The organism is Bacillus sp. MMSF_3353, assembly GCF_030733445.1.
In the GTDB taxonomy this organism is placed as follows: domain Bacteria; phylum Bacillota; class Bacilli; order Bacillales; family Bacillaceae_G; genus Bacillus_A; species Bacillus_A wiedmannii.
Genome location: NZ_JASHJA010000001.1, coordinates 172,927 through 194,040, shown reverse-complemented (window position 1 = coordinate 194,040; position 21,114 = coordinate 172,927). Strand labels below are relative to the sequence as shown.

Genomic DNA, 21,114 nt, shown 5'->3' with positions numbered 1-21,114 from the left:
CGCTTCTATTAATTGTAACACACTGTCGGGGATAAGTTCCGATAACGGCTGCTTAATCGTACTAGAATGGTAAAAAGTTTTATAATATTCTAAGTGAACAATTGGGATAATATAGATATGGATTTAAGTTTCATCATAAGCCTATTGATTCTTTAAATTAAACAAGAGAAATAGGGCGCATAAATAGCGCTCTTTTCTTAATGCACTTTAATCTGTTGTATATAATAATTATCATATGTTACTTTATATTTTTTACACCTCTTGCACATACATCAATTTTTAAACAAACAAAAAACCTTGTTATCAAAAGATAACAAGGTTTTTTTAGCGTCCCAGGAGAGATTCGAACTCCCGACCGTACGCTTAGAAGGCGTATGCTCTATCCGGCTGAGCTACTGGGACATGGAGCGGGTGAAGAGAATCGAACTCTCGACCAGAGCTTGGAAGGCTCTTGTTTTACCACTAAACTACACCCGCATATGTTATTTTATTTTTCTTCGTTAGCGCTGTTGCCCTATCGACAATATTTATTATATGTATAACCATACATAAAGTCAACACCTTTTTTAAAAGAGGATAATTTTTCTTATCCTCTTTTAAAAACTGCTTGTTCAACTAGTTGTCCGTCTAATGTTTCAAAACGAACTTCCATTTGATTTTCATCCATTTCTAATAAAGCAAATGTCTTTTCTACACGCTGACGTGGCAATAAAATACTGCCTGGATTAATAAATAAAACGTCATCGATTAATTCTGCACCTAATACGTGAGAGTGTCCGAAGCATGCAACTTGCGCCCCTACCTCTTCCGCATGGTACGCTAATGTTTGTAATGTCATTTTCACGTTATGACGATGTCCGTGCACAACTACGAAACGAATGCCATCTACATCAGTTACAATTTCATCTTGAAAGTTAGCGTAATCACAGTTCCCTTTTACAACATGGAAACCTTGCAGCTCTTCATGAGCAGGCGTTAGCTCTGAATCACCGCAATGAATCATGACATCTACTTTTCCTTCATAGTTCTCTTTCAACTGCTGTAATTCCTTCACGGAGCTATGACTATCGCTTACGATTAAAGCTTTCATCAATCTCTCTCCCTTATTCTCCTAAAAACCATTCAGGGATTTTTTCTTCTAGCTTACGAAGAGCACGTCCACGGTGGCTAATGGCATTTTTCTCATCTGAACTTAGTTCCGCCATCGCTCTTTTATATTCTTCCACATAAAAAATCGGATCATATCCAAAGCCGTTTTCCCCGCGGCGCTGCTCTAAAATATACCCTTCGCACGTCCCGTTTACAATGACAGGCTTTTTATCCCCTTCAGGGAAAGCCACTGCTAATGCACAGTAGAAACGAGCTTTACGCTTTTCAAACGCTATTTCATTTAATTCTTGTAACACTTTATCAATATTCGCTTGATCATCTTTCGGCTCTCCAGCAAAACGAGCTGAATACACGCCTGGTTTTCCATTTAAAGCATCTACAATAAGACCTGAATCATCCGCGATTACGATCGCATTCAGCTGTCTACTCAGACTATCCGCTTTTAAGATCGCATTTTCTTCAAATGTTTCACCAGTTTCTTCGACTTCTTCAATATGAGGAAAATCGTGCAATGATTTTACTTCTAAATCAAATCGCTCAAATAACTCAGCAAATTCACGTACTTTCCCTATATTTTTTGTCGCTACAACAACTTGTTTCATACTTTCCACCTCTACTCTATATGAGATACGATGTCACCTAACGCTTCTTTTTGCATGTCGATTAGTTGGAAGATACCTTGTTCCGCAGCATCAAGTAATTCATTTAACTGCGCTCTGTTAAACGTCGCCTCTTCTCCAGTTCCTTGCACTTCAACAAACTGACCTTTTCCAGTCATAATTACGTTCATATCAACGTCTGCTTTAGAATCTTCTGCGTAGTTTAAATCTAAAACAACACCTTGCTCTTCAACAATTCCTACTGACGTTGCTGCTAAATAATCTTTTACTGGAATTTTAGATACTTTTTCTGCTTGTAATAACTTCTCAAACGCTAATACCATTGCTACATATGCACCTGTAATAGAAGCAGTTCTCGTTCCACCATCCGCTTGAATAACATCACAATCAATCCAAACCGTTCTCTCACCAAGTGCTTCTAAGTCAACTACCGCACGTAATGCTCGTCCAATTAAGCGCTGGATTTCCATTGTACGTCCTGTTACTTTCCCTTTACTTGATTCCCTAATTGTACGTTGTTCTGTTGCACGTGGAATCATCGCATATTCAGCTGTTACCCAGCCCTTTCCTTCTCCACGCATAAACGGTGGGACACGCTCTTCAATTGTCGCTGAGCAAATTACCTTTGTATCCCCAACCTCAATTAATACTGATCCCTCTGGATGTTTTAAATAATTCGTATGAATATGTATATGGCGTAATTCTGTTTTCTCTCTACCATCTACTCGCATAAAAATAACCTCCTCATAACTACTTGTTAGTATAGCCAAATTTAAATGTATGATATGTATACAATAAAAGAAGAGGAACCCAAAAAGCAATTCCCCTTTCTTACTTAAGTATATCAAATTATTGAAGATTAAAAACTACCTGTATTCACGTTTTCTGGACGATCGACAGGTTTTATTAACTTTCCGCCCTTTTCATCTATAAGATTCGCTTTACCATTTACTTCAATAGAAACACTTTTCACGCCTTTCTTTTCTGTTAAAGATAAAACTAACGACTTCAATACGTAATTTGAAACCATATTTTTATCTGGGTTTATAAATATATTTTCATTAAAGTTTAATGTAAGATTTCCATCTTGTAACTTCGGATTCGTAATCAACTTAACTCCTGGATTAAAATCATTCAGAAGCGATTGATGAATCGGTCCTTTTACAAGTTCATCTACAATTGCTGCATAATCATTTTCTTTTCCTTCTACAACGCGGCGTGTTACTGGTACGTAGTATTGCTGCTTATTATTATTTTGTGCCATAAAATAAAGTGTAACCGGTTTTGTATTTGTTACATCCGCTACTTGTTCATCATCGAAGTTGATACCATTAGCACGGCTCACCCCTTCACCAATCGGTGTACCACCAACAGGCATCTTTGCCAATTTCTCACCATTTATTTGGAACTGCACTTGTTTTATTTCTTTAAATTGCGTCAACGTCCAGGCTATTGACTCAACCATCTGACGCTCTTCCTCTTTTGCATAGTTTTTCATTTCTTTAGAGAAATCAATGACTGCCGTCCCATCTTTTTTCAAATCTAGTGTCATCGATGTATTCGCTGGAATGACTGCACGGAACCCATTCGGTAATAAATTCGTTACCGGTCCATCTTTCACAAGGTACTCTAACGTTTGCTGAATGACCTCATTCGCTTTCGGAGTAGGTATAGCTAACGTTTGCGGTACAACATAGCCATTTTTATCAACAAGGTATAGTTCTCTATTCACCGTTTGTCCTTGCTTATCTTTCTTAGCTACTTCTTTCTTTCCACCCTCTGTATACGTAACTTGTTTTGGCGGATCAATTTGTTCCGTTGCTTTCTCCTGATTTATAAAGCCACACCCTGTTAGTAAAACAGCGCTCACAGTAGCACCAACAACCCATTTAAAAGTGGATTTAGGCATGCCATTCCCCCCTAAAATCTAAGTTTGTACTATTATGTATACGAGCTGTTTCACTTTTTAGAACAAGCTGTGCTTCCTATAAACAAAAAAACTCCTGATTTCTCAGGAGCTCACTTATATGGATTCTACTATTATTCTTTTTCTAAATGAATATGTTTCACATTTTCAATCGGTTGACCGAACCATTTTGATGCAATTTCTTTAAATAGGCCTATTTTTCCTGTCGTTAAGAAGAGATGATCACTTTGTTCCTCTCCCTCATTCAACATTTTACTATGGTATAAAATTGTACTTACTTCGCGCGCTGTTTCATCACCTGAACTAATGAGTTGTACTTTATCCCCCATTACTTTTTTAATAACAGGACCTAAAATTGGATAATGTGTACAACCTAAAATAAGTGTATCAATATCAGTATTTTTCAGCGGTTGCAACGTTTCTCGTACAACTTCATACGCCATTTCACTTTCAAAATTCCCACTCTCTACAAGCTCAACGAAAGGCGGACACGCTAAACTTTCTACCATAACACGGTTATTAATAGACTTTAGCGCTTCTTCGTATGCACCACTTTTCACCGTTCCAATCGTTCCAATAATCCCAACATGATACGTGTTTGTCACTTTTAAAGCTGTACGTGATCCTGGGTGAATAACTCCTACCACTGGAATTGGTAATTGTTTCTGCATCTCTTCTAATACAACCGCGGTTGCTGTATTACACGCAATAACTAACATTTTGATATTTAAATCTAGTAAATGCTCCGTCATTTCCCACGTAAATTGACGCACTTCTTCTCGAGAACGTGGACCATAAGGGCAACGTGCCGTATCCCCTAAATATATAATACGCTCTTTCGGCAACTGACGAATTAATTCCTTCGCTACTGTTAAACCGCCAACTCCTGAATCGATAACACCGATTGCTCTATTCAACTTCATCACCCGTTTTCTCATTCATCATCTTATTTTATCATTATATTTTACACACTTTAAGTTCGCTAACTTAAACTGCTTCTGTATGAAAATTTTCATTTGTACCTGTATAGACTAGGACTTTTTTATTTTGCTCCTTTTTTTCATAATTTGCAAGACAGAAAAATAACCGACCTTCTATATGAAAGTCGGTTTCTTCTATATAAAGCGCGTATTTATTGCTCCATCTTTTTTTGGAAAGAAGACATTCCTATTAATAAGAAGAAATGAGAAGAAATTAAAATGACAATTAAAATAAAATTCAAACGATAACTATTTGTAGATTCCATAATTTTGCTCGCTACAGCTGGTCCAAATGCCATACCGAAAAAGTTAATTAAATTATATAAACCAAGACCGACTCCAACTTTAGTTGGATGTAATGTTTTCGGTATAAATGTGTTTAATGATACTTGAATAGCTGAATAACTCATAAATATTAAAATAATCGCCACTACAATAACGACTATGTTCCCATTCGGAATAAACCCTAAAATTAAAAAGCCAACGATCATAATGACAGACGCTACATAAATCATATTCACATTTCCAAAGGAAGGGACAATTTTTCCAGTAATAAAACTAGATACAATACCAAAGAGTGATGCAATAAACAATGCAATTCCGATAACGAATGGAGACAATCCGTGCTCTCTTCCTAACAGCAATGGTAATAATAATAAACTAGCACATAACGCCACATTCATTATAAATCCGACCGCTATTAAACGAAGAAATGGTTTATTTGCAAACAACTCAATATCAATAAATGGATGCTCCGCGTTCTTCATACGAACCGTGAATAAAAATAAGAAAACTACCGATAACACAAATAGCCAACTATTAATATTTACACCTAATAAAACAGTCGTAATGAACGCAAATAATAACACCGCTCCAATGTAATCAAAATGAAACGCTTCATCCGTATGCTGTGCTTCTTCTGGCATAAATTTTATAAGTAAGAAAATCCCAACTACTGAAATAACCATAAATAAAAATAAATATGGCCAACCCAATGTATTTGTAATAGCCCCGCCAACTAAAGGACCAATACCTATTGCTAATGCAATAGAAGAACTGATCATCGCTAATGCATCAGGCTTCTTATCAGGAACAACTAATTTTGCCACTGCAATCATACTAAGCGCAATAAACGCCGCTCCTCCACTCGCCTGCACTAATCTTGCAAGAATGGTAATCGTATAAGATTGATTCATAAATCCAATAATAGAACCCGCTACAAATATGATGATTGAAATAATTAATAGTTTTTTTACACTGTAACGATCAGCCAGCTTCCCATAGATCATCGAACCAATACCGACAACCAAGGAATAACCTACTACAACCCAGCTTACTTTCGATTGGCTAATGGATAAATCATTAGCAATATCTTCTAACGCTACATTAAATAAAACCGCATTCATCGGTCCTAATAAAACGATAAAACATAATGTGAAAACAAACCATTTTGAATGGTTACTTATATCTTTCCCCATGTGTAACACCTCTCCTGATTGTAGTAGCTGCAAATGAAAATAAAGTTGTTTAGCGCTTCTCTCAACACTAAACAACTTCATCAAATGTATAAATTTATCGCGCGACAAACTGAATTCGAAACGAAACATGTACGTTGTTCGATATTCATGGAACTATCATAGTTTCAGCATTACAGTTTGTCAACGAAAAATATACAAAGTAAACTAAATTAGTGTTTTTAGTTTACTTTGTTCAAAAATTGTTATACACTAATTTCGAATCCGATATAAGGAGGACTGACGTGGTTATTCAAGTTTGCAATTTCTAACTTAATAAAATTAAGTAAATAAAGAGCTTTTATATAGAAGAAACATTATAGGGGGATTATGATGAAGAAAAAAATGTTAGTCGTATTAACGAGCGTAGAAAAATATCCAAATTTAAATAGAGCTACTGGGCTTTGGCTTGGTGAAGCTGTCCATTTCGTTAAAAAAGTAGAAGAAGCTGGTTACGAAGTAGATTATGTCAGCCCACAAGGCGGTTATACACCAATTGATCCGCATAGTTTAGCAATGGCAGAGAGCGTCGATTGGGAATGGTATCAAAAGAAAGAATTTATGAATCGTCTCGGTTCTACAATGAAACCGAGTGAAGTGAACCCAGAAGACTACGCCGTCATTTATTACGCAGGCGGTCACGGTGTGATTTGGGACTTCCCAGAAAATAAAGAACTTCAAATGATTAGCCGCAACATTTATGAAAATGGCGGAATCGTTTCCTCTGTTTGTCACGGAGCTGCTGGTTTATTTCATATCACATTAAGTAATGGGGAACGTTTAATTAGTGGTAAAAAAGTAACAGGTTTTTCAAACGAAGAAGAAAAACTAGCTGAATTAGATCAATTTGTTCCATTTTTAACAGAAGATGAACTCATTAAAAATGGAGGACTTTACAAAAAAGCTGCGCAACCTTGGGAAGCTTATGCTATAGAAGATAATCGTGTTATCACTGGTCAAAACCCAGCTTCAGGTGGTCCAGTAGCTGAATTAGTATTACAACACGTAAACAAATAACAGGTAATAAAAAAGCAAGTTTTCCATTACTATAGGAAAACCTGCTTTTTTACGAAATCATTTGCAAAATAGCAATAACTTCTTTTTCAATTTCCGAATCATCAATTGCATCTATATACTCTGGTTTAAAAAGTTGATACTTCTTCAATTGATAAAAATCAAGTATCGCTTTCTTTAACGTAATATCGTACTGAATACAAAAAGAATGATTTATAATACGTCTTAACATCACATCATCTTGCACCATAAATAATTGTGCGTTCATTTTATTAAAGTAGCCTTGTTCCATACCAGCTTCAAAAAACATTTGCAAATTTTGATTACGATTTTGTTGTGCAGCAACTAACTGATCAAATAAGTGCGGATATGCCTCTTTCAAATCTTGTAAAAAGACATCAGAAATATATGTCACACATTTTAAAGAGTGGATAAACGTCTTTTGGAAACGTTCTGCAAAAGACATACTTTCATCTTGATTATCCGCATCTCCCTCAAGAAGGTAATTCATAAAATCTTCTACCACAGCTTCAATAATCTCATCTTTTGAAGAAAAACGTTTATATAAAGTAGCTTTACTAATATCCATATATTTCGCAATTTCATCTATTTTCAATTGACTAAAACTCGTTTTTCTAATAACGGGCTTTATTTTATTAATATAAGTATTTGCACACGCAACTTTTCTCATTAAAAGAGCCTCCCCTTTTGTCCATACAAAATAGTATAGCAAATTCACGATTAATTATAAATGAAGTCACTATACTCAATACATCTTTTTAGTTTAAATCTTTTTCATTTACACTACTGAAAAAATGCCCGCTACCTTTATGAGTAGCGAGCACCTTTTCTATAATTTATTTACAGCTCTTCTTATAGCTTTCCCTATTTCCATACTAGACTGCGGGTTTTGCCCTGTAATTAAACGCCCATCTACTACTACATGCGGTGTGAAATTTGGAGCAACATAAAACAAAGCTCCTTCTTCTTTCAATTTACTTTCTAATAAAAACGGCACTCGCTTTTCTAAATGCACAGCTTTTTCCTCATCGTTTGTATAACCTGTTATACGCTTACCGGCAACAAAAAACGAGCCATCTTTATTTTTCACACCGACTAAAGAACTTACTCCGTGACAAACAGCCGCTACAATCCGGTTATTGTTGTACATATTCTCAATCAAATTTGCAACATATGGATTACCTGGAAAATCTACAATTGCCCCGTGCCCACCACCAAATAAAACCGCATCATAATCCGAAAAATGAACATTTGAGATCGGCTTCGTATTTTGCAATAAAGAAGTGACATACTTAAATTCACGAGGTATCCCGTTCGGAATAGACACTCTATCAATAGGTACTTTACCGCCCTTTATCGACACAATATCAACATCGAACTTAGCTTTTTTAAATACATTATAAGGAGCTGCGAGCTCTTCCAACCACAAACCAGTCGGGTGTCCATTCATATCATGAGCGCTTGTTGAAACTAACAATATCCTTTTCAACATATCCCCCTCCTTACTACCTATTTATGTATGGAATGTTCTTATCATTCATATAGCAAGCGGAAAAAACGATAACAACAAGCTGACCTTTTGTATAAAAGTCAACTTGTTGTTATCGTTTGAATTCTTTCGTACGAAGCTTTTCACAACCTTATAACTTTTATCTCCAACGCCACGCAATCGTGTTATCCTCCATATGAATAGCGGGTATATCAATCCCTAAATACCGCTGATTATCCTCATCAAAAACAGACCAATTTCCTTCATATAAAAATTCAGGATCTATGCTTTCAAAATCAAATCCACTATCTTCGTCTACCATCTCACGAAAATATTTTTGGAACGGTTTACTATTTTCATATAGACGAATTGTTCCATACATCCATGGCATGTCTCCAAAAACATCTTTAATTTCACCTATCTCCATATCCTTAAAATACAACTTCATATTTGCACCTTCTTATTTGTAAATGACAAAGATACCTACCCTGAATGCCTCATCATGTTCTAAAGTAGTTATTTTTAACGTTTCTTTCTTAAACATATCTTCCTTCTCAAAGTCTGAAATACCTTTTTAAGTTCAAAATATAAACAGAAAAATAGCCGACTCTTCATATAAAAGTCGGCTTTCTTTTTATAGTTCGAGCTCTCCCATGCGAAGAAGCTCAACAACTGCTTGTGAACGTCCTTTAACTCCTAGCTTTTGCATTGCGTTTGAGATGTGGTTGCGTACTGTTTTTTCACTGATAAAAAGTTCACCTGCAATTTCCTTCGTTGTTTTATCTTGAACCAGTAATTCAAATACTTCTCTCTCTCTCTTTGTGAGTAACGGTTTAGATTGATACGCTTTTTCCTTCAACTGGTATAAACCTCCTTGCTTAAGCCAGAGCCGTGTATGTGTAAGTTGGGTGTTTATTTAGTCAAGATATTGTATGAACGAAATGTGCGGGTGGTGAATGAAAATAGGCTTTATTTCACATGTTATTTTAGACTTTTATACAGTGCAGACACTCTTTGTATCCACTCACTTTTCATTACGCCATATTTGTTCTAGTAATATGCTGACAACTGTACCTACGAACAAACCATTTCCGAATATATATTGCATAACAGACGGCAGTGATTGGAGTGCTCCAGACGGTAAAAACATAACACCGCTTCCAAATAATACAGAAACTCCTAAAACCGTTACATTCCTTTCGCTCATTGGCACTTGTTTTATATTATGAAACCCAATTCCAATTAACTGTACGAACGAAGCCATTAAAACCGCAGATGCGACAGCGGGTGGTAACGATGCTAAGTAACGAATAATATTTGGAAACAACGACATTACGACTAGTAACAAACATGCTAGTAAGAACGATCGTATATATTTTTGTTTCGTTAAACGTATAAATCCTGCCGTTGCTGGTAACGGCACGACACCTACAGTTGAAAATACAGAAGAAATGATATGCGAAATCCCTCCAACCCACGTACCACCCTTCAACTGTTTTTGTTCAATAGTCCCCTTTTGAATGGTAGCTTGATTAATTGCTATAATAGCTGCCACTGTATTTGAAACTAAAATACATACCATAACGAAACTGGATACAGCCATACCTGTATTCCACTTTGGAAGTCCCCAAGCAAATACATGTGGAAGTTGCACAAAATGAGTTACTTGAGATGGAATCGTCATTTTTCCTGCAATGAGAAAAAGAATCCACCCACTAATTAATCCTATTAAAACCGCATAACTTTTGACAAAACCTTTTCCGAAGTTAGATAGTATAATAACGAAAAGAAATATGCTAAACGCAATTATCGCTGTAAATCCATCGATTTGAGAAACAGTAGCAGTAATTCCTAGCATTCCTTTTAGAAATACACCGCTTAATTGTAAACATAGTAAAAGTAAAAACGTCCCTGTCACAAGCGGCGTGAATAAAAATAAAATACGTCCGATAAAACCAGTGACTCCTAATCCTATTAAAATAACACCGGAAATTATCATTCCTAATTCTAAAATTTGCAACGTACTATGTAATTGATCTTGCCCGGCCGTTGCATAAGCAAGTACGGTAAATACTCCAACCCACGATCCAGCTGCTCCATCCGCAATTGGTAGTCTATGTCCAAGCCACCCTTGTAAAAAAGAAGATATACCAACTACCAAAAACGTACGCTGCATTAAATAAAATATTTCTTCCGTTGTAAGATGAAATAATCCGCCAACGACAATTGGTAGTGCGATTGAATTCGCTAATAAAAATATAAACCATTGCAAAGTTCCCATAATATGATTTTGGTTATGTTGATTGTCCAAATTTTTCATCCTTTCTAGCTTCCCTATAAGAAATATATTGCAAGCATAACAAAGAAGGGTTCTACACTCACAATTAGAACCCTCCTCAAAACATTTACACGATTCTTTTACACAAGATTATTTAATTCCACCTCATTTAAACTTCCAACAACAATATTCCCTTTATGCACGACTAAACGTTTCTCTGTTTGACGCGCTACCGCTTCAGCAGTACATGTTGCATTCGTCAAAACAAAACTCGCTTCATCTCCTACATTCGGCCATGCTCGCTTCCCTTCATTGTTTAACGTTTCTTTTCCTCCCGTAATAAAGTGAAGGGCTTTTCCTAAAGACCTTTCGTCACTCCACCCAAAACGTTCCGCTAATCGATTTGCCTTTTGCAGCATATCACCTGTGCCAAACGGTGACCAATGATCAGTAATACTATCATTTCCTAATGAAACTTTCACACCTTTTTTATCTAATAACGGAATTGGGATTACTTGTTTCCCAATTGGCACCGTTGAAGTAATATCAATATTTAAAGCAGCTAGTCTTTCCGCCACTTCTTCAACTTCTTTATCCGTAACACCACCAAGTCCAAGTGCATGACTAATTGTTACGCGACCTTGCCATCCCGCTTCTTCTGTTAAACTTGCCAATCGCTTCATCGTAAACGTCCCAAGATTATTCGCATCATGCAGATGAATATCAACATCCGCATTAAATTCTACTGCGATATCCATAATGGTATGTAATGATTTTTCAATATCATTATCCACTGTAGCTGGATCCACTCCACCGACTAGATGCGCACCCATACGCATCGCATCTTTCACAAGTTGTACAGAATTACTGCGCAATAATCCATGTTGCGGAAAAGCAACAATTCTACCAGAAACCTGATTTTTATATGTTTCCAACGCCGCTAACGTCGCCTCCAAATTACCAAGTCCAATAATCGGATCAACATTACAATGCGTTCTTATATTCGTTGCACCATTTCGAAGCAATAACGCTAACATATTTTCCGCCCTATCTTGAGCAGTTGCTAATTGCTTCGGCAGAATTTTTTCTTCTTCATTAAAACGCGTAAAAATATTCTCTGCTGGCATACAAGCTTTCCAAGGGCCACTATAATATGTCTTATCAATATGAATATGCATCTCTTCGAAAGCTGGCAAAATCAATAAACGATTAGCATCAAGAATTAATACTCCTTCCTCTTGAACAGCCCCTGCTATCATTTTTTTAATTCGTCCATCTTCAATGAGTAAACTACATAACTCTGTTTCTGTTTGGGAAATTCTCCCCTCTTCATATGTATACCCCGATTCAAGCATTACATTAGTCAGCCAATATACTGTCATCTCTATTTCCCCCACCCTTTATTAAAAGTTACCTCTTACTATAATTTTAATATCAACTGAAAATTAAGACAATTAATACGACTGTTCCCAAAAAAAAATGTAATACAACCGCATAGTCTTCTCATAAATTTCCATATAGAATAGAAGTATATAGCTTGCTATAAAGTGAAACTTTGATCAGTGGGGGGTTGTTCATCCCCCCACTGATCATTAGTTAAACCAATCGGGCTTTTACAGGCAGTTAATCCCCACCTAACTTCTTTGCTTTCGCTGAATTTTTAGGTGGAGTTCTTACTACCCGTTAAAGCGGGATAAAAAGGAGTGGATTGGAAGATGTCAAAAAGGTTATGTAAATCCGAAACTGATAAAATGCTATTTGGTATATGTGGTGGTTTAGGGGAATATTTTGATATTAGCTCTACTCTCATTCGCATACTTTGGGTCATTGCTATTTTATGTTTTGGGACGGGGTTTTTAGTTTATTTTATTTGTTTATTACTTATGCCACGTTCGTACTAGTGGCATCCTGCATATACTTAATCGAAATATAAAAAATCACCTATAGAATTCTATAGGTGATTTTTTTATGAAGAATATTTCATCGTTAAATGTAATACTGCTACTTGATCTTCTTCATTTCTATAACTATGTTTTTTATTCGCTTCAAATTGAATAGAGTCAAACTCATTTAATTCGTATACATCGCTTTCTACTTGAATCGATACTTTCCCTTTCATTACTGTTACAAGCTCAATAGCACCTTCATGATGAGCTTCTGGTTCATATATACTATTCGATCTTAAACAAGCACGGTGCATTTCCATCCCCGTTTCTTTCGTATAGCGGAACATCGTTTCTAAATGCCATGCTTGTCCTACATCTACTGCAAATCCTTCTCCGCAGCGCGCCACAGCTACAGGTTCTCCAACAACCATCAATCTCGATAAAGGAATCGATAACCCTTTCGTTATTTTCCAAATGACAGCTAACGTCGGATTCGTTTCGCCTCTTTCAATCTTTCCTAATGTTAATTTACTAACCCCTGTTTTTTGGGCTAATTCTTCTAAACTTAATTTTTGTTCATTTCGAATTTGTCTTAACAGCTGACCTACTTGCTGAATGACTTCTTTCGTTTGCATATCTTCATGTTCTTTCATCTATAAAACCACCTTAAAGTATAAAATAGTTTACTTTTATCATTTTTAAGTATATTATACTATACATAATTATCAAATTCCGAAAGGAGTGCTATACTTCATGCGCGCAATTTTATTAGGCCTTTTATCATCAGCCTTTTTTTCCGCAACCTTTATTATTAATCGAGCGATGAATGTATCTGGAACGAGCTGGGCCTGGACAGCTTCCTTCCGTTTTTTATTTGCTCTCCCTATTTTATTCCTTATCGTTTTATTTCGCAAAAACTTAAGGGGTTTATGGGAAGAATTAAAGAAACATCCATTAGCGTGGATCGGATGGGGTTCCGTTGCTGGTATTGGTTTCTATTCTTTATTAAGTTTCGCAGCTGTCTTTTCTCCAGCTTGGCTCGTTGCTGGAACTTGGCAAGTTACTATATTAGCAGGTTTACTTTTATCACCATTATTCTTCGTTAAATTAGAAACGAAATCAGGCACAAAACTTGTACGCGGAAAAATTCCACTTCGTAGTTTATATGTCGCATTATTTATTTTACTTGGTGTAATTTGTATGCAAGCGACTGCAGCAGGTCATATTACAATGACTCAGTTCATTTCAGGTTTTTTACCTGTCGTAGTAGCAGCCTTCTTATATCCATTCGGCAACCGAAAAATGATGGAACTTGTTGGCGGACGTCTTGATACGTTCCAACGTGTATTAGGAATGGCAATAGGAAGTCTACCTATAACAATTTTACTTGGTATATATGGATTTTCTACTACCGGTATTCCAACATCCAGCCAAATGTTGCAAGGATTTTTGTTAGCCTTATGTTCTGGCGTGATTGCGACGATGACATTTTTCTTTGCTACTGACTTAGCCAAAGATAACCTCTCTCTACTTGGAGCTGTTGAAGCAACGCAAGCTGGAACGATGGTCTTTACCGTGCTTGGCGAAATTGTTTTCTTGAATGGTTCATTTCCTGGTGGTCTTTCCCTACTAGGAATGATTATTATTATGTTAGGAATGGTTGCAAATAGCGTTTTAAACCGTTCTGCTCCAGTCGTTAGGCAGAAAAAAACTGCATAAAAAAGAGTATAGTTCTCTAACAAAGAACTATACTCTTTTTTTATTGTCCCCCTATTTCGTCTTATCAGAATAGTATTTCATTAGCTATTTATACTAAAACCTATGTTATAATACGTTTCATGCGCAATATTAGGAGGTAAATTATGTTAAAAAAAGCAATCGCTGAATTTATTGGTACATTTGTACTTGTATTATTCGGAACTGGAGTAGCTGTCATTGGCGGCGGAATTGAAGGAATTGGAACATTAGGAATCGCTATGGCTTTCGGTCTATCTATTGTGGCTATGGCATATAGCATCGGAACAATTTCTGGATGTCACATTAACCCAGCAGTATCAGTAGCTATGTTCATCAACAAAAGAATGAACGCTATGGAACTTTGTTATTATGTATTAGCTCAAATTTTAGGTGGTTTATTAGGAACTGCAACGTTAGTAACGATTTTACGCTCTGCTAAAACACCTTTAGATAATTTAGGACAAAATGGTTTTGGAACTCTTGGTTTATCTGGAGCATTTCTAGTTGAATTTATTTTAACTTTCGTATTCATTTTAGTTATCGTTGCTGTAACAGGTAAAAAAGGAAGTTCTTCTCTAGCAGGATTAGTAATTGGTTTCACATTAGTTTTAGTTCACTTATTAGGAATTCCGTTAACTGGAACTTCTGTTAACCCAGCTCGTAGTATCGCACCAGCTCTATTCGCTGGCGGAGAAGCACTTTCTCAACTATGGGTATTCATCGTAGCACCAATTCTTGGTGGTATCGTAGCAGCTATTGTTGGTAAATTCATTTTAAATACTGAAAAATAGAATTTTCAATATTTCTGAATAAAAAAAGGCGAGCCCTCATTATGAGGTTGCTCGCTTTTTTACTCTTTCATTTTAGACTTTAAGTTTGTAACTAATTGATCTACCGTTACATTTGCAAGTACGTTTTCCATCGCTTCTTGCGCTTGCATTAAAATAATTTCTAATACTGATTGAATATTAGCTCCTACTGGACATTCAATGTTGGGATTTTCATGGAAGGAAAATAGTTGTCCTTCTTCTACAACTTCCACTGCTTTATATACATCAAGTAATGTAATTTCTTCTAAATCACGAGCAAGTGTCGTACCACCTTTACCAGCTTGTACATCAACAAGTCCTGCTCTCTTCAACATTCCTGTAATGCGACGAATCACAACTGGATTTGTATTCACACTACCAGCAATCCATTCAGAGGTACAGCGAGAGTTTCGATCTATCGCAAGTAACGTTAACATATGAACACCTACTGTAAAACGACTACTAATCCCCATCTGCACACCCTCCTTTGTATTCATTCTATTAAAAGACGACTCTTATTATTATATACTATTTTTAATTTATACATAAAGAAAAAGCATGATTCCAATAGGAAATCATACTTTTCTCTCATTATTGACGCTTTATAAACTTCGCTAAATCTTTAAATTTCACTTTATCTGAGTAATTCATTACGCCATTTACGTAAATGCGACTTGTAACAGCACTTAAAATACCGATTGTCGCTAAAAGCCCCGCCAATGTTATCATAATTTCTAACATACCAGTTTCACCAGCTACAAAGCGTGAGAATGTAACCATCGGGGTAAAGAACGGAACATAAGAGCTTATAACAACGATAGTACTATTTGGGTCACCTAACGATTTAAGACTTATAAAGAATGCTGCAATTATTAAAATTGAAATCGGTAGCATTACACCTTGCAAATCCTCCGTCTTAGAAACAACCGCACCAGCAGCTGCATACATCATCGCATACAGGAAATATCCTGTAACAAAATAAATTAGGAACATACCGATTATTTTTGCATCTAACTTTGTAACATCAATTATGCCAAATAATGAACCATTTTCTAAATCTACCCACCCTAGTAAATAAGGAACTAAATAACCACATGCCAATATGACAAGTTGTAATAACGCCGTTGAAACAACCGCTAAAATTTTTGCATACATCATCGTAAGAGGTTTTACTTTCGGAATCATAACTTCCATAACGCGAGAAGCTTTTTCAGAAGCAATATTCATCGCAATTGTGCTTCCGAACGCAACAATAAACATATATAAAGCGAATATGAAGAAATATGCAATTCCGGCAGAGGCAGAACGATCTTTTATTGCTTCTTGTTTCACAGAAATTTCGGTTTGCAATTGTTGTGCAATTTCTGGTGAAACATTATGTTTAGCAACTGTTACCGCCATATATTTTCCCTTTAAATAACTAGCTATAATTGTAGAATTTGTTTCACTAGCGAACCCATTAAACATATACGTGACTTCTGGAACTCCATTCTTTTCAGTTACACGAAACAAACCGTCTAACTCGCCTTCTTCTACTTGTTTATGCAGTTTATTGAAATCTTCTTTTGAACCAATTGTTAATTTAGCTGATGGTAATAACTTAGTTAACTCTTCTTTTTGTATTTTATATGTAGAACTCTCTGTCACAACTGCAATTTTATCTTTATCCTTATTTTTATCATTACTTGAAGTAAAATGATTGAACGCAAAAATCCCAAAAACAATTAAAAATAAAATCGCGCTCATGATTAATGATTTTTTAGATAAAAATGCTTCCCTGAAATAAAATGAAAATACGTGAGAAAATTTACGCATCGTTATTTCGCCCTCTCTACAAAGATTTCGTTTAACGTCGGCTCTAACATTTTAAATTGTCGTAAGGTAACACCTTGTTCTTGCAACTGTTGTAAAATCTTTAGAGCTTCTGCATCATCTTGTACTTGCACATAAAGAAGGCCTTGTTGTTTTTCATACGATACATGAATAGCTTCTAATCCCTTCGCATTCTCTTCTGTATCTTCAATCGTTAAATTACGGAAACCGTACTCTTTTTTAATATCACTTAACTGGCCTTTTACGACTGCTTCGCCTTTTTTCAAAATACATACATGTTGGCAAAAAGCCTCTACTTGTTCCATACGATGACTAGATAAAATAATTGTCTTTCCGCTCTGTACTTGTTCTTCAATAATGCTAGCTAACATTCCAGCATTAACTGGATCCAGTCCACTAAATGGTTCATCTAAAATGAGAAGTTCAGGATTATGAAGAAGAGCAGCAATTAATTGGATTTTTTGCTGATTTCCTTTTGAAAGCTCTCCTGCCGTTTTAAATTTATATTCCGGTATTGCTAATCGCTCTAACCAGTGATCAATAGCAAGATCTACTTCTTTTTTCGACATTCCTTCTAATCTACCAAAATATCGCAACTGGTCTATTACTCTACTTTTTGTATATAAACCTCTTTCTTCTGGTAAATACCCAATCATTACCCCACTAGTCCCAAATGATTTTCCATCCCATGTAATAGATCCTTCATTAGGCGTTAATAATCCGAGAAGCATTTTGATTGTCGTTGTTTTTCCTGCACCATTTCGTCCAAGTAATCCTAGCACTTCACCTTTTGGTAACGAAATTTGCAAACCGTTCACTGCTTTTGATTCCCCAAATAGTTTCGTTAAGTTCTGAATTTGTAAACTCAAAGTATAAAGCCTCCCCTTTAATATCATTCATACTCTCTCTCAAAGACTATGTTTATTCAGGATAAAATATAGCACTACACTTCATCCTCTTAGTATGTAACATCTCCTTAATCCATCATTTGTTCTATTTAGTTAAAATTGTAAATAATATCATGTCATTTGTCAATTATAATTGTCATTTAGACAATAAAAGTTGTCAAAATGATTTCCATTATTTTTCTCATCTTTCTAATATAGGACATACTACTATATATACAAAAGACAATATGCAAATGTTCATAAAAAAATTTTTATATTTTAATATATAATATAAGATGATTTTCTAACATCAAGGAGGATACATATGAAGATGAAGAGGGGTATTACCACTTTATTATCTGTAGCGGTTCTATCTACATCGCTTGTAGCATGTTCAGGAACACCAGAGAAAACAGTGGCAAAAGAAGAAAAAGTAAAATTAACAGAACAGCAATTAATGGCTGATTTATGGTATCAAACAGCCGGTGAAACGAAAGCACTTTACTACCAAGGATACAATATCGGTCAATTGAAGCTTGATGCAGCTCTTGCAAAAGGGACAGAGAAAAAACCTGCTATCGTACTTGATTTAGATGAAACGGTTTTAGACAACAGTCCTCATCAAGCAATGAGCGTAAAAACAGGAAAAGGCTATCCGTATAAATGGGATGACTGGATTAATAAGGCTGAAGCTGAAGCCCTTCCAGGCGCAATTGATTTCTTAAAATATACAGAATCTAAAGGTGTAGATATTTATTACATCTCAAATCGTAAAACGAACCAACTAGATGCAACAATTAAAAATCTTGAGCGTGTAGGTGCTCCTCAAGCAACGAAAGAACATATATTACTACAAGATCCGAAAGAAAAAGGAAAAGAAAAACGCCGTGAACTCGGTTCGCAAACACATGATATCGTCTTATTCTTCGGTGATAACTTATCTGATTTCACTGGTTTTGATGGGAAATCTGTAAAAGATCGCAATCAAACAGTTGCAGATTCAAAAGAACAATTTGGTGAGAAATTTATTATTTTCCCGAATCCGATGTATGGCGATTGGGAAGGCGCTTTATATGATTATGATTTCAAAAAATCAGATGCTGAAAAAGATAAAATCCGTCGCGACAACTTAAAATCATTTGATGCAAAATAAAGAGGATGGCATTCGCCATCCTCTTTATTTTCCCTTCTCTGTTAAAGGCAAGATAAACACTTCCACACGCCTATTCTTTGCCTTTCCTTCTTGTGTATCGTTTGGAGCAATTGAACGGTATTCTCCGTAACCAATCGCACTAAATTTTTCTGGTTGTAATTCTTTATTTTGGAGTAATACTTGCATAAAATTAACTGCACGCTGCGTACTTAATTCCCAGTTCGATGCAAACTGCGCATTGGCAATAGGGACATTATCCGTATGACCAGATACTGTAATCTCACGAGGTGACGCTGAAACAAGTAAGCTAGACATCTCTTTTGCAATCCCTAGTGATTCTAACTTCACATCTGCTTTCCCCGAATCAAACAGCACATTCTCTAATATTGTCACCATTAATCCCTTTTCAGTTAATTTAGTTTGAAAAGAAGAGGATAATTGTTTCTCATTAATATATTGATCAATCTTTTTTTGTAATGCTTTCAATTCATCCATTTCTTTTTTTTCTTTTTCTCTAGCTTCTTCTTGTTTTTTTGCTTGTTCTGCCTCAAGGCTACTTGCTGATAATTCCTTTTCATCATTTGGCTTCTGATCACTTAAAAACTCTTTATTTCCTGTTCCACCTGCTAATTCACTTCGAAATGCTACTGCCATCTGTTTGAACTTCGCAGCATCTATACTACTCATCGCAAATAAAACGATGAACAATGCAAATAACAACGTTAACATATCAGAATAAGGGATTAACCAAGTTTCATCGATATGTTCTTCGTGTTTTTTCTTTTTACCTCTTCTATTTTTTTTACTCCGCATTTTTTTCTGCTCCTTTTTCTAGCTTTTTACGTTCAGTTGCAGAAAGTGCACCTAAAATGCGGTTCTTCATAATAAACGGATATGTACCCTCTTGTAACATTAATAAACAATCAATAATTAAACGTTTTTTCTCTAATTCAGCTGCAGATTTTTGCTTTAGTTTATTTGCAAATGGATGCCATAATACATAGCCTGAAAAAATACCAAAAATCGTTGCAATAAAAGCACCCGAAATAGCGTGACCTAACTTTTCAATATCAGTTAAATTGCCAAGTGCAGCTACAAGACCAATAACAGCACCTAAAACCCCTAATGTCGGTGCATATGTACCAGCTTGAGAAAAAATTGCCGCTCCTTTTGCATGCCTTTCTTCAATTGCTTCTAATTCAGCTTCTAAAATCTGTTCTAGATCTTCTGCGGATACGCCATCAATCACAAATTTCATACCACGCAAAAGAAATTCATCTTGAATTTTGTCTAATTGTTGCTCTAAAGACAAAATACCGTATTTTCTACTTTCTGATGTCCAATGAACAAATAATTCTAGCAACTGTTCATAACTTAAATCCTTTTTATTTGAACCAAAAAGAACTTTAAATAATTTTGGAACCCTTTTTAGTTGATTCATCGGAAATGCTATACATACTGCAGCAAATGTACCGATAAAAATAATTAATGCTGCGGCAGGATTCAATAAGGCATTTATGTCAGCGCCCTTGACGACCATCCCTACTACTACCGCTACAAATCCTAAAATAAGTCCAATAATTGTTGCAAAATCCATTCCCATTCACTCCTAGTCTATACAAGAAGTTCTTTATTCTCGATAATCGCTACATCTTCTTATGTATATATATTACATAAAAAATTCATTTCATGAAAGATAAGAAATGAATTAAATGAAAAAATACTACAATTTCACACATTTTCTGACATTTTCTTTGCATTTCTATTACGTTACGACTCTTATATTTCTTTTTCAGTAAACTAGACTTATAATAAAAAACAATACATATTTTATTAAGAAAGGACTGTGATTACAA

23 protein-coding genes and 2 tRNA genes are annotated in these 21,114 nt (G+C 35.6%); 5 read left to right on the top strand and 20 right to left on the bottom strand.

Features of this window, described 5'->3' with window-relative positions:
- Positions 1 to 328: 328 nt before the first annotated feature.
- The 8 genes from RBB48_RS01045 to RBB48_RS01010 form a co-directional block, all read right to left on the bottom strand.
- Positions 329 to 402: transfer RNA gene (locus RBB48_RS01045), tRNA-Arg, on the bottom strand.
- Position 403: 1 nt separating this feature from the next.
- A tRNA-Gly gene (locus RBB48_RS01040) sits at positions 404 to 477 on the bottom strand.
- 109 nt (positions 478 to 586) lie between these two features.
- The gene (locus RBB48_RS01035; protein ID WP_097908276.1) at positions 587 to 1,090 is read right to left on the bottom strand and encodes a metallophosphoesterase; all 504 of its coding nucleotides are present in this window, start codon (positions 1,088 to 1,090) and stop codon (positions 587 to 589) included.
- Between the two features lie 13 nt (positions 1,091 to 1,103).
- Positions 1,104 to 1,712, bottom strand: a complete 609-nt coding sequence (locus tag RBB48_RS01030) for an XTP/dITP diphosphatase (RefSeq protein ID WP_142310503.1) — start codon at positions 1,710 to 1,712, stop codon at positions 1,104 to 1,106.
- Between the two features lie 11 nt (positions 1,713 to 1,723).
- Positions 1,724 to 2,461 (bottom strand): ribonuclease PH, encoded by a 738-nt coding sequence (gene rph / locus RBB48_RS01025; protein WP_098344616.1) that lies wholly within the window; start codon positions 2,459 to 2,461, stop codon positions 1,724 to 1,726.
- 128 nt (positions 2,462 to 2,589) lie between these two features.
- The gene (gene gerM, locus RBB48_RS01020; RefSeq protein ID WP_097908278.1) at positions 2,590 to 3,639 is read right to left on the bottom strand and encodes a spore germination protein GerM; all 1,050 of its coding nucleotides are present in this window, start codon (positions 3,637 to 3,639) and stop codon (positions 2,590 to 2,592) included.
- Between the two features lie 131 nt (positions 3,640 to 3,770).
- A complete protein-coding gene (gene racE, locus RBB48_RS01015) occupies positions 3,771 to 4,580 on the bottom strand; it encodes a glutamate racemase (RefSeq protein ID WP_000774000.1) in 810 nt (269 codons plus the stop codon).
- A gap of 209 nt (positions 4,581 to 4,789) precedes the next feature.
- A complete protein-coding gene (locus tag RBB48_RS01010; protein ID WP_306007321.1) occupies positions 4,790 to 6,115 on the bottom strand; it encodes an MFS transporter in 1,326 nt (441 codons plus the stop codon).
- 369 nt (positions 6,116 to 6,484) lie between these two features.
- Between RBB48_RS01010 and RBB48_RS01005 the strand changes: the two genes are divergently transcribed.
- On the top strand, positions 6,485 to 7,168 hold the full coding sequence (locus tag RBB48_RS01005; RefSeq protein ID WP_088610030.1) for a type 1 glutamine amidotransferase domain-containing protein: 684 nt from the start codon (positions 6,485 to 6,487) through the stop codon (positions 7,166 to 7,168).
- A 49-nt stretch (positions 7,169 to 7,217) separates the two neighbouring features.
- Here RBB48_RS01005 and RBB48_RS01000 read toward each other — a convergent pair whose 3' ends face one another.
- The 6 genes from RBB48_RS01000 to RBB48_RS00975 form a co-directional block, all read right to left on the bottom strand.
- The gene (locus RBB48_RS01000) at positions 7,218 to 7,856 is read right to left on the bottom strand and encodes a TetR/AcrR family transcriptional regulator (protein WP_097908280.1); all 639 of its coding nucleotides are present in this window, start codon (positions 7,854 to 7,856) and stop codon (positions 7,218 to 7,220) included.
- Positions 7,857 to 8,015: 159 nt separating this feature from the next.
- Complete coding sequence (locus RBB48_RS00995; protein WP_097908281.1) at positions 8,016 to 8,678, bottom strand: type 1 glutamine amidotransferase domain-containing protein; 663 nt, start codon at positions 8,676 to 8,678, stop codon at positions 8,016 to 8,018.
- 157 nt (positions 8,679 to 8,835) lie between these two features.
- Positions 8,836 to 9,123, bottom strand: a complete 288-nt coding sequence (locus RBB48_RS00990) for a hypothetical protein (RefSeq protein WP_048541328.1) — start codon at positions 9,121 to 9,123, stop codon at positions 8,836 to 8,838.
- Positions 9,124 to 9,309: 186 nt separating this feature from the next.
- Positions 9,310 to 9,534: a spore germination transcription factor GerE gene (gene gerE, locus RBB48_RS00985; RefSeq protein WP_000659484.1), complete on the bottom strand. Its 225-nt coding sequence runs from the start codon at positions 9,532 to 9,534 to the stop codon at positions 9,310 to 9,312.
- Positions 9,535 to 9,699: 165 nt separating this feature from the next.
- Positions 9,700 to 10,995 (bottom strand): purine/pyrimidine permease, encoded by a 1,296-nt coding sequence (locus RBB48_RS00980; protein ID WP_306007320.1) that lies wholly within the window; start codon positions 10,993 to 10,995, stop codon positions 9,700 to 9,702.
- A 98-nt stretch (positions 10,996 to 11,093) separates the two neighbouring features.
- Positions 11,094 to 12,335: an amidohydrolase family protein gene (locus RBB48_RS00975; RefSeq protein WP_075312488.1), complete on the bottom strand. Its 1,242-nt coding sequence runs from the start codon at positions 12,333 to 12,335 to the stop codon at positions 11,094 to 11,096.
- Positions 12,336 to 12,668: 333 nt separating this feature from the next.
- On the opposite strand from RBB48_RS00975, the gene RBB48_RS00970 reads away from it, so the two are divergent.
- Positions 12,669 to 12,854 carry a PspC domain-containing protein gene (locus RBB48_RS00970; RefSeq protein WP_000044335.1) on the top strand — a complete coding sequence of 62 codons (186 nt, stop codon included), beginning with the start codon at positions 12,669 to 12,671 and terminating at the stop codon, positions 12,852 to 12,854.
- Positions 12,855 to 12,919: 65 nt separating this feature from the next.
- Here the strand turns inward: RBB48_RS00970 and RBB48_RS00965 are convergent, their stop codons facing one another.
- Positions 12,920 to 13,492, bottom strand: a complete 573-nt coding sequence (locus tag RBB48_RS00965; RefSeq protein ID WP_097908282.1) for a helix-turn-helix domain-containing protein — start codon at positions 13,490 to 13,492, stop codon at positions 12,920 to 12,922.
- Positions 13,493 to 13,592: 100 nt separating this feature from the next.
- On the opposite strand from RBB48_RS00965, the gene RBB48_RS00960 reads away from it, so the two are divergent.
- Both RBB48_RS00960 and RBB48_RS00955 read left to right on the top strand, forming a co-directional pair.
- Entirely contained in the window at positions 13,593 to 14,558 is a 966-nt protein-coding gene (locus tag RBB48_RS00960; protein WP_087985341.1) for a DMT family transporter, read from the top strand.
- A gap of 143 nt (positions 14,559 to 14,701) precedes the next feature.
- The gene (locus RBB48_RS00955; RefSeq protein ID WP_000913204.1) at positions 14,702 to 15,367 is read left to right on the top strand and encodes an MIP/aquaporin family protein; all 666 of its coding nucleotides are present in this window, start codon (positions 14,702 to 14,704) and stop codon (positions 15,365 to 15,367) included.
- 59 nt (positions 15,368 to 15,426) lie between these two features.
- Here RBB48_RS00955 and RBB48_RS00950 read toward each other — a convergent pair whose 3' ends face one another.
- From RBB48_RS00950 to RBB48_RS00940, 3 genes are all read right to left on the bottom strand, one after another.
- Positions 15,427 to 15,858, bottom strand: a complete 432-nt coding sequence (locus RBB48_RS00950; protein ID WP_000512998.1) for an Rrf2 family transcriptional regulator — start codon at positions 15,856 to 15,858, stop codon at positions 15,427 to 15,429.
- Positions 15,859 to 15,976: 118 nt separating this feature from the next.
- Complete coding sequence (locus RBB48_RS00945) at positions 15,977 to 17,200, bottom strand: ABC transporter permease (RefSeq protein ID WP_097908284.1); 1,224 nt, start codon at positions 17,198 to 17,200, stop codon at positions 15,977 to 15,979.
- A gap of 2 nt (positions 17,201 to 17,202) precedes the next feature.
- A complete protein-coding gene (locus RBB48_RS00940; protein WP_142310504.1) occupies positions 17,203 to 18,087 on the bottom strand; it encodes an ABC transporter ATP-binding protein in 885 nt (294 codons plus the stop codon).
- A gap of 343 nt (positions 18,088 to 18,430) precedes the next feature.
- Here RBB48_RS00940 and RBB48_RS00935 point away from each other — a divergent pair, with 343 nt between their 5' ends.
- Complete coding sequence (locus tag RBB48_RS00935; protein WP_306007319.1) at positions 18,431 to 19,258, top strand: 5'-nucleotidase, lipoprotein e(P4) family; 828 nt, start codon at positions 18,431 to 18,433, stop codon at positions 19,256 to 19,258.
- 24 nt (positions 19,259 to 19,282) lie between these two features.
- Here the strand turns inward: RBB48_RS00935 and motB are convergent, their stop codons facing one another.
- Together motB and motA are read right to left on the bottom strand one after the other, a co-directional pair.
- A complete protein-coding gene (motB, locus tag RBB48_RS00930) occupies positions 19,283 to 20,071 on the bottom strand; it encodes a flagellar motor protein MotB (protein WP_001256743.1) in 789 nt (262 codons plus the stop codon).
- Positions 20,061 to 20,855, bottom strand: coding sequence for a flagellar motor stator protein MotA (motA, locus tag RBB48_RS00925; protein ID WP_060488187.1), 795 nt, complete (start codon positions 20,853 to 20,855; stop codon positions 20,061 to 20,063). The genes motB and motA overlap by 11 nt, the downstream gene beginning before the upstream one ends.
- Between the last annotated feature and the right edge of the window lie 259 nt (positions 20,856 to 21,114).

Bases quoted from the DNA above. Each gene is read 5' to 3' on its own strand.
- RBB48_RS00970 (WP_000044335.1), top strand. From the start codon at position 12,669: ATGTCAAAAAGGTTATGTAAATCCGAAACTGATAAAATGCTATTTGGT.
- RBB48_RS00935 (WP_306007319.1), top strand. From the start codon at position 18,431: ATGAAGATGAAGAGGGGTATTACCACTTTATTATCTGTAGCGGTTCTA.
- RBB48_RS00955 (WP_000913204.1), top strand. From the start codon at position 14,702: ATGTTAAAAAAAGCAATCGCTGAATTTATTGGTACATTTGTACTTGTA.
- racE (WP_000774000.1), bottom strand. From the start codon at position 4,580: ATGAAGTTGAATAGAGCAATCGGTGTTATCGATTCAGGAGTTGGCGGT.
- RBB48_RS01030 (WP_142310503.1), bottom strand. From the start codon at position 1,712: ATGAAACAAGTTGTTGTAGCGACAAAAAATATAGGGAAAGTACGTGAA.
- RBB48_RS01010 (WP_306007321.1), bottom strand. From the start codon at position 6,115: ATGGGGAAAGATATAAGTAACCATTCAAAATGGTTTGTTTTCACATTA.
- RBB48_RS00945 (WP_097908284.1), bottom strand. From the start codon at position 17,200: ATGCGTAAATTTTCTCACGTATTTTCATTTTATTTCAGGGAAGCATTT.
- RBB48_RS00960 (WP_087985341.1), top strand. From the start codon at position 13,593: ATGCGCGCAATTTTATTAGGCCTTTTATCATCAGCCTTTTTTTCCGCA.
- RBB48_RS00975 (WP_075312488.1), bottom strand. From the start codon at position 12,335: ATGACAGTATATTGGCTGACTAATGTAATGCTTGAATCGGGGTATACA.
- RBB48_RS01000 (WP_097908280.1), bottom strand. From the start codon at position 7,856: ATGAGAAAAGTTGCGTGTGCAAATACTTATATTAATAAAATAAAGCCC.
- RBB48_RS00950 (WP_000512998.1), bottom strand. From the start codon at position 15,858: ATGGGGATTAGTAGTCGTTTTACAGTAGGTGTTCATATGTTAACGTTA.
- RBB48_RS01035 (WP_097908276.1), bottom strand. From the start codon at position 1,090: ATGAAAGCTTTAATCGTAAGCGATAGTCATAGCTCCGTGAAGGAATTA.
- rph (WP_098344616.1), bottom strand. From the start codon at position 2,461: ATGCGAGTAGATGGTAGAGAGAAAACAGAATTACGCCATATACATATT.
- gerM (WP_097908278.1), bottom strand. From the start codon at position 3,639: ATGCCTAAATCCACTTTTAAATGGGTTGTTGGTGCTACTGTGAGCGCT.
- RBB48_RS00995 (WP_097908281.1), bottom strand. From the start codon at position 8,678: ATGTTGAAAAGGATATTGTTAGTTTCAACAAGCGCTCATGATATGAAT.
- motA (WP_060488187.1), bottom strand. From the start codon at position 20,855: ATGGATTTTGCAACAATTATTGGACTTATTTTAGGATTTGTAGCGGTA.
- motB (WP_001256743.1), bottom strand. From the start codon at position 20,071: ATGCGGAGTAAAAAAAATAGAAGAGGTAAAAAGAAAAAACACGAAGAA.
- RBB48_RS00965 (WP_097908282.1), bottom strand. From the start codon at position 13,492: ATGAAAGAACATGAAGATATGCAAACGAAAGAAGTCATTCAGCAAGTA.
- RBB48_RS01005 (WP_088610030.1), top strand. From the start codon at position 6,485: ATGAAGAAAAAAATGTTAGTCGTATTAACGAGCGTAGAAAAATATCCA.
- RBB48_RS00990 (WP_048541328.1), bottom strand. From the start codon at position 9,123: ATGAAGTTGTATTTTAAGGATATGGAGATAGGTGAAATTAAAGATGTT.
- RBB48_RS00980 (WP_306007320.1), bottom strand. From the start codon at position 10,995: ATGAAAAATTTGGACAATCAACATAACCAAAATCATATTATGGGAACT.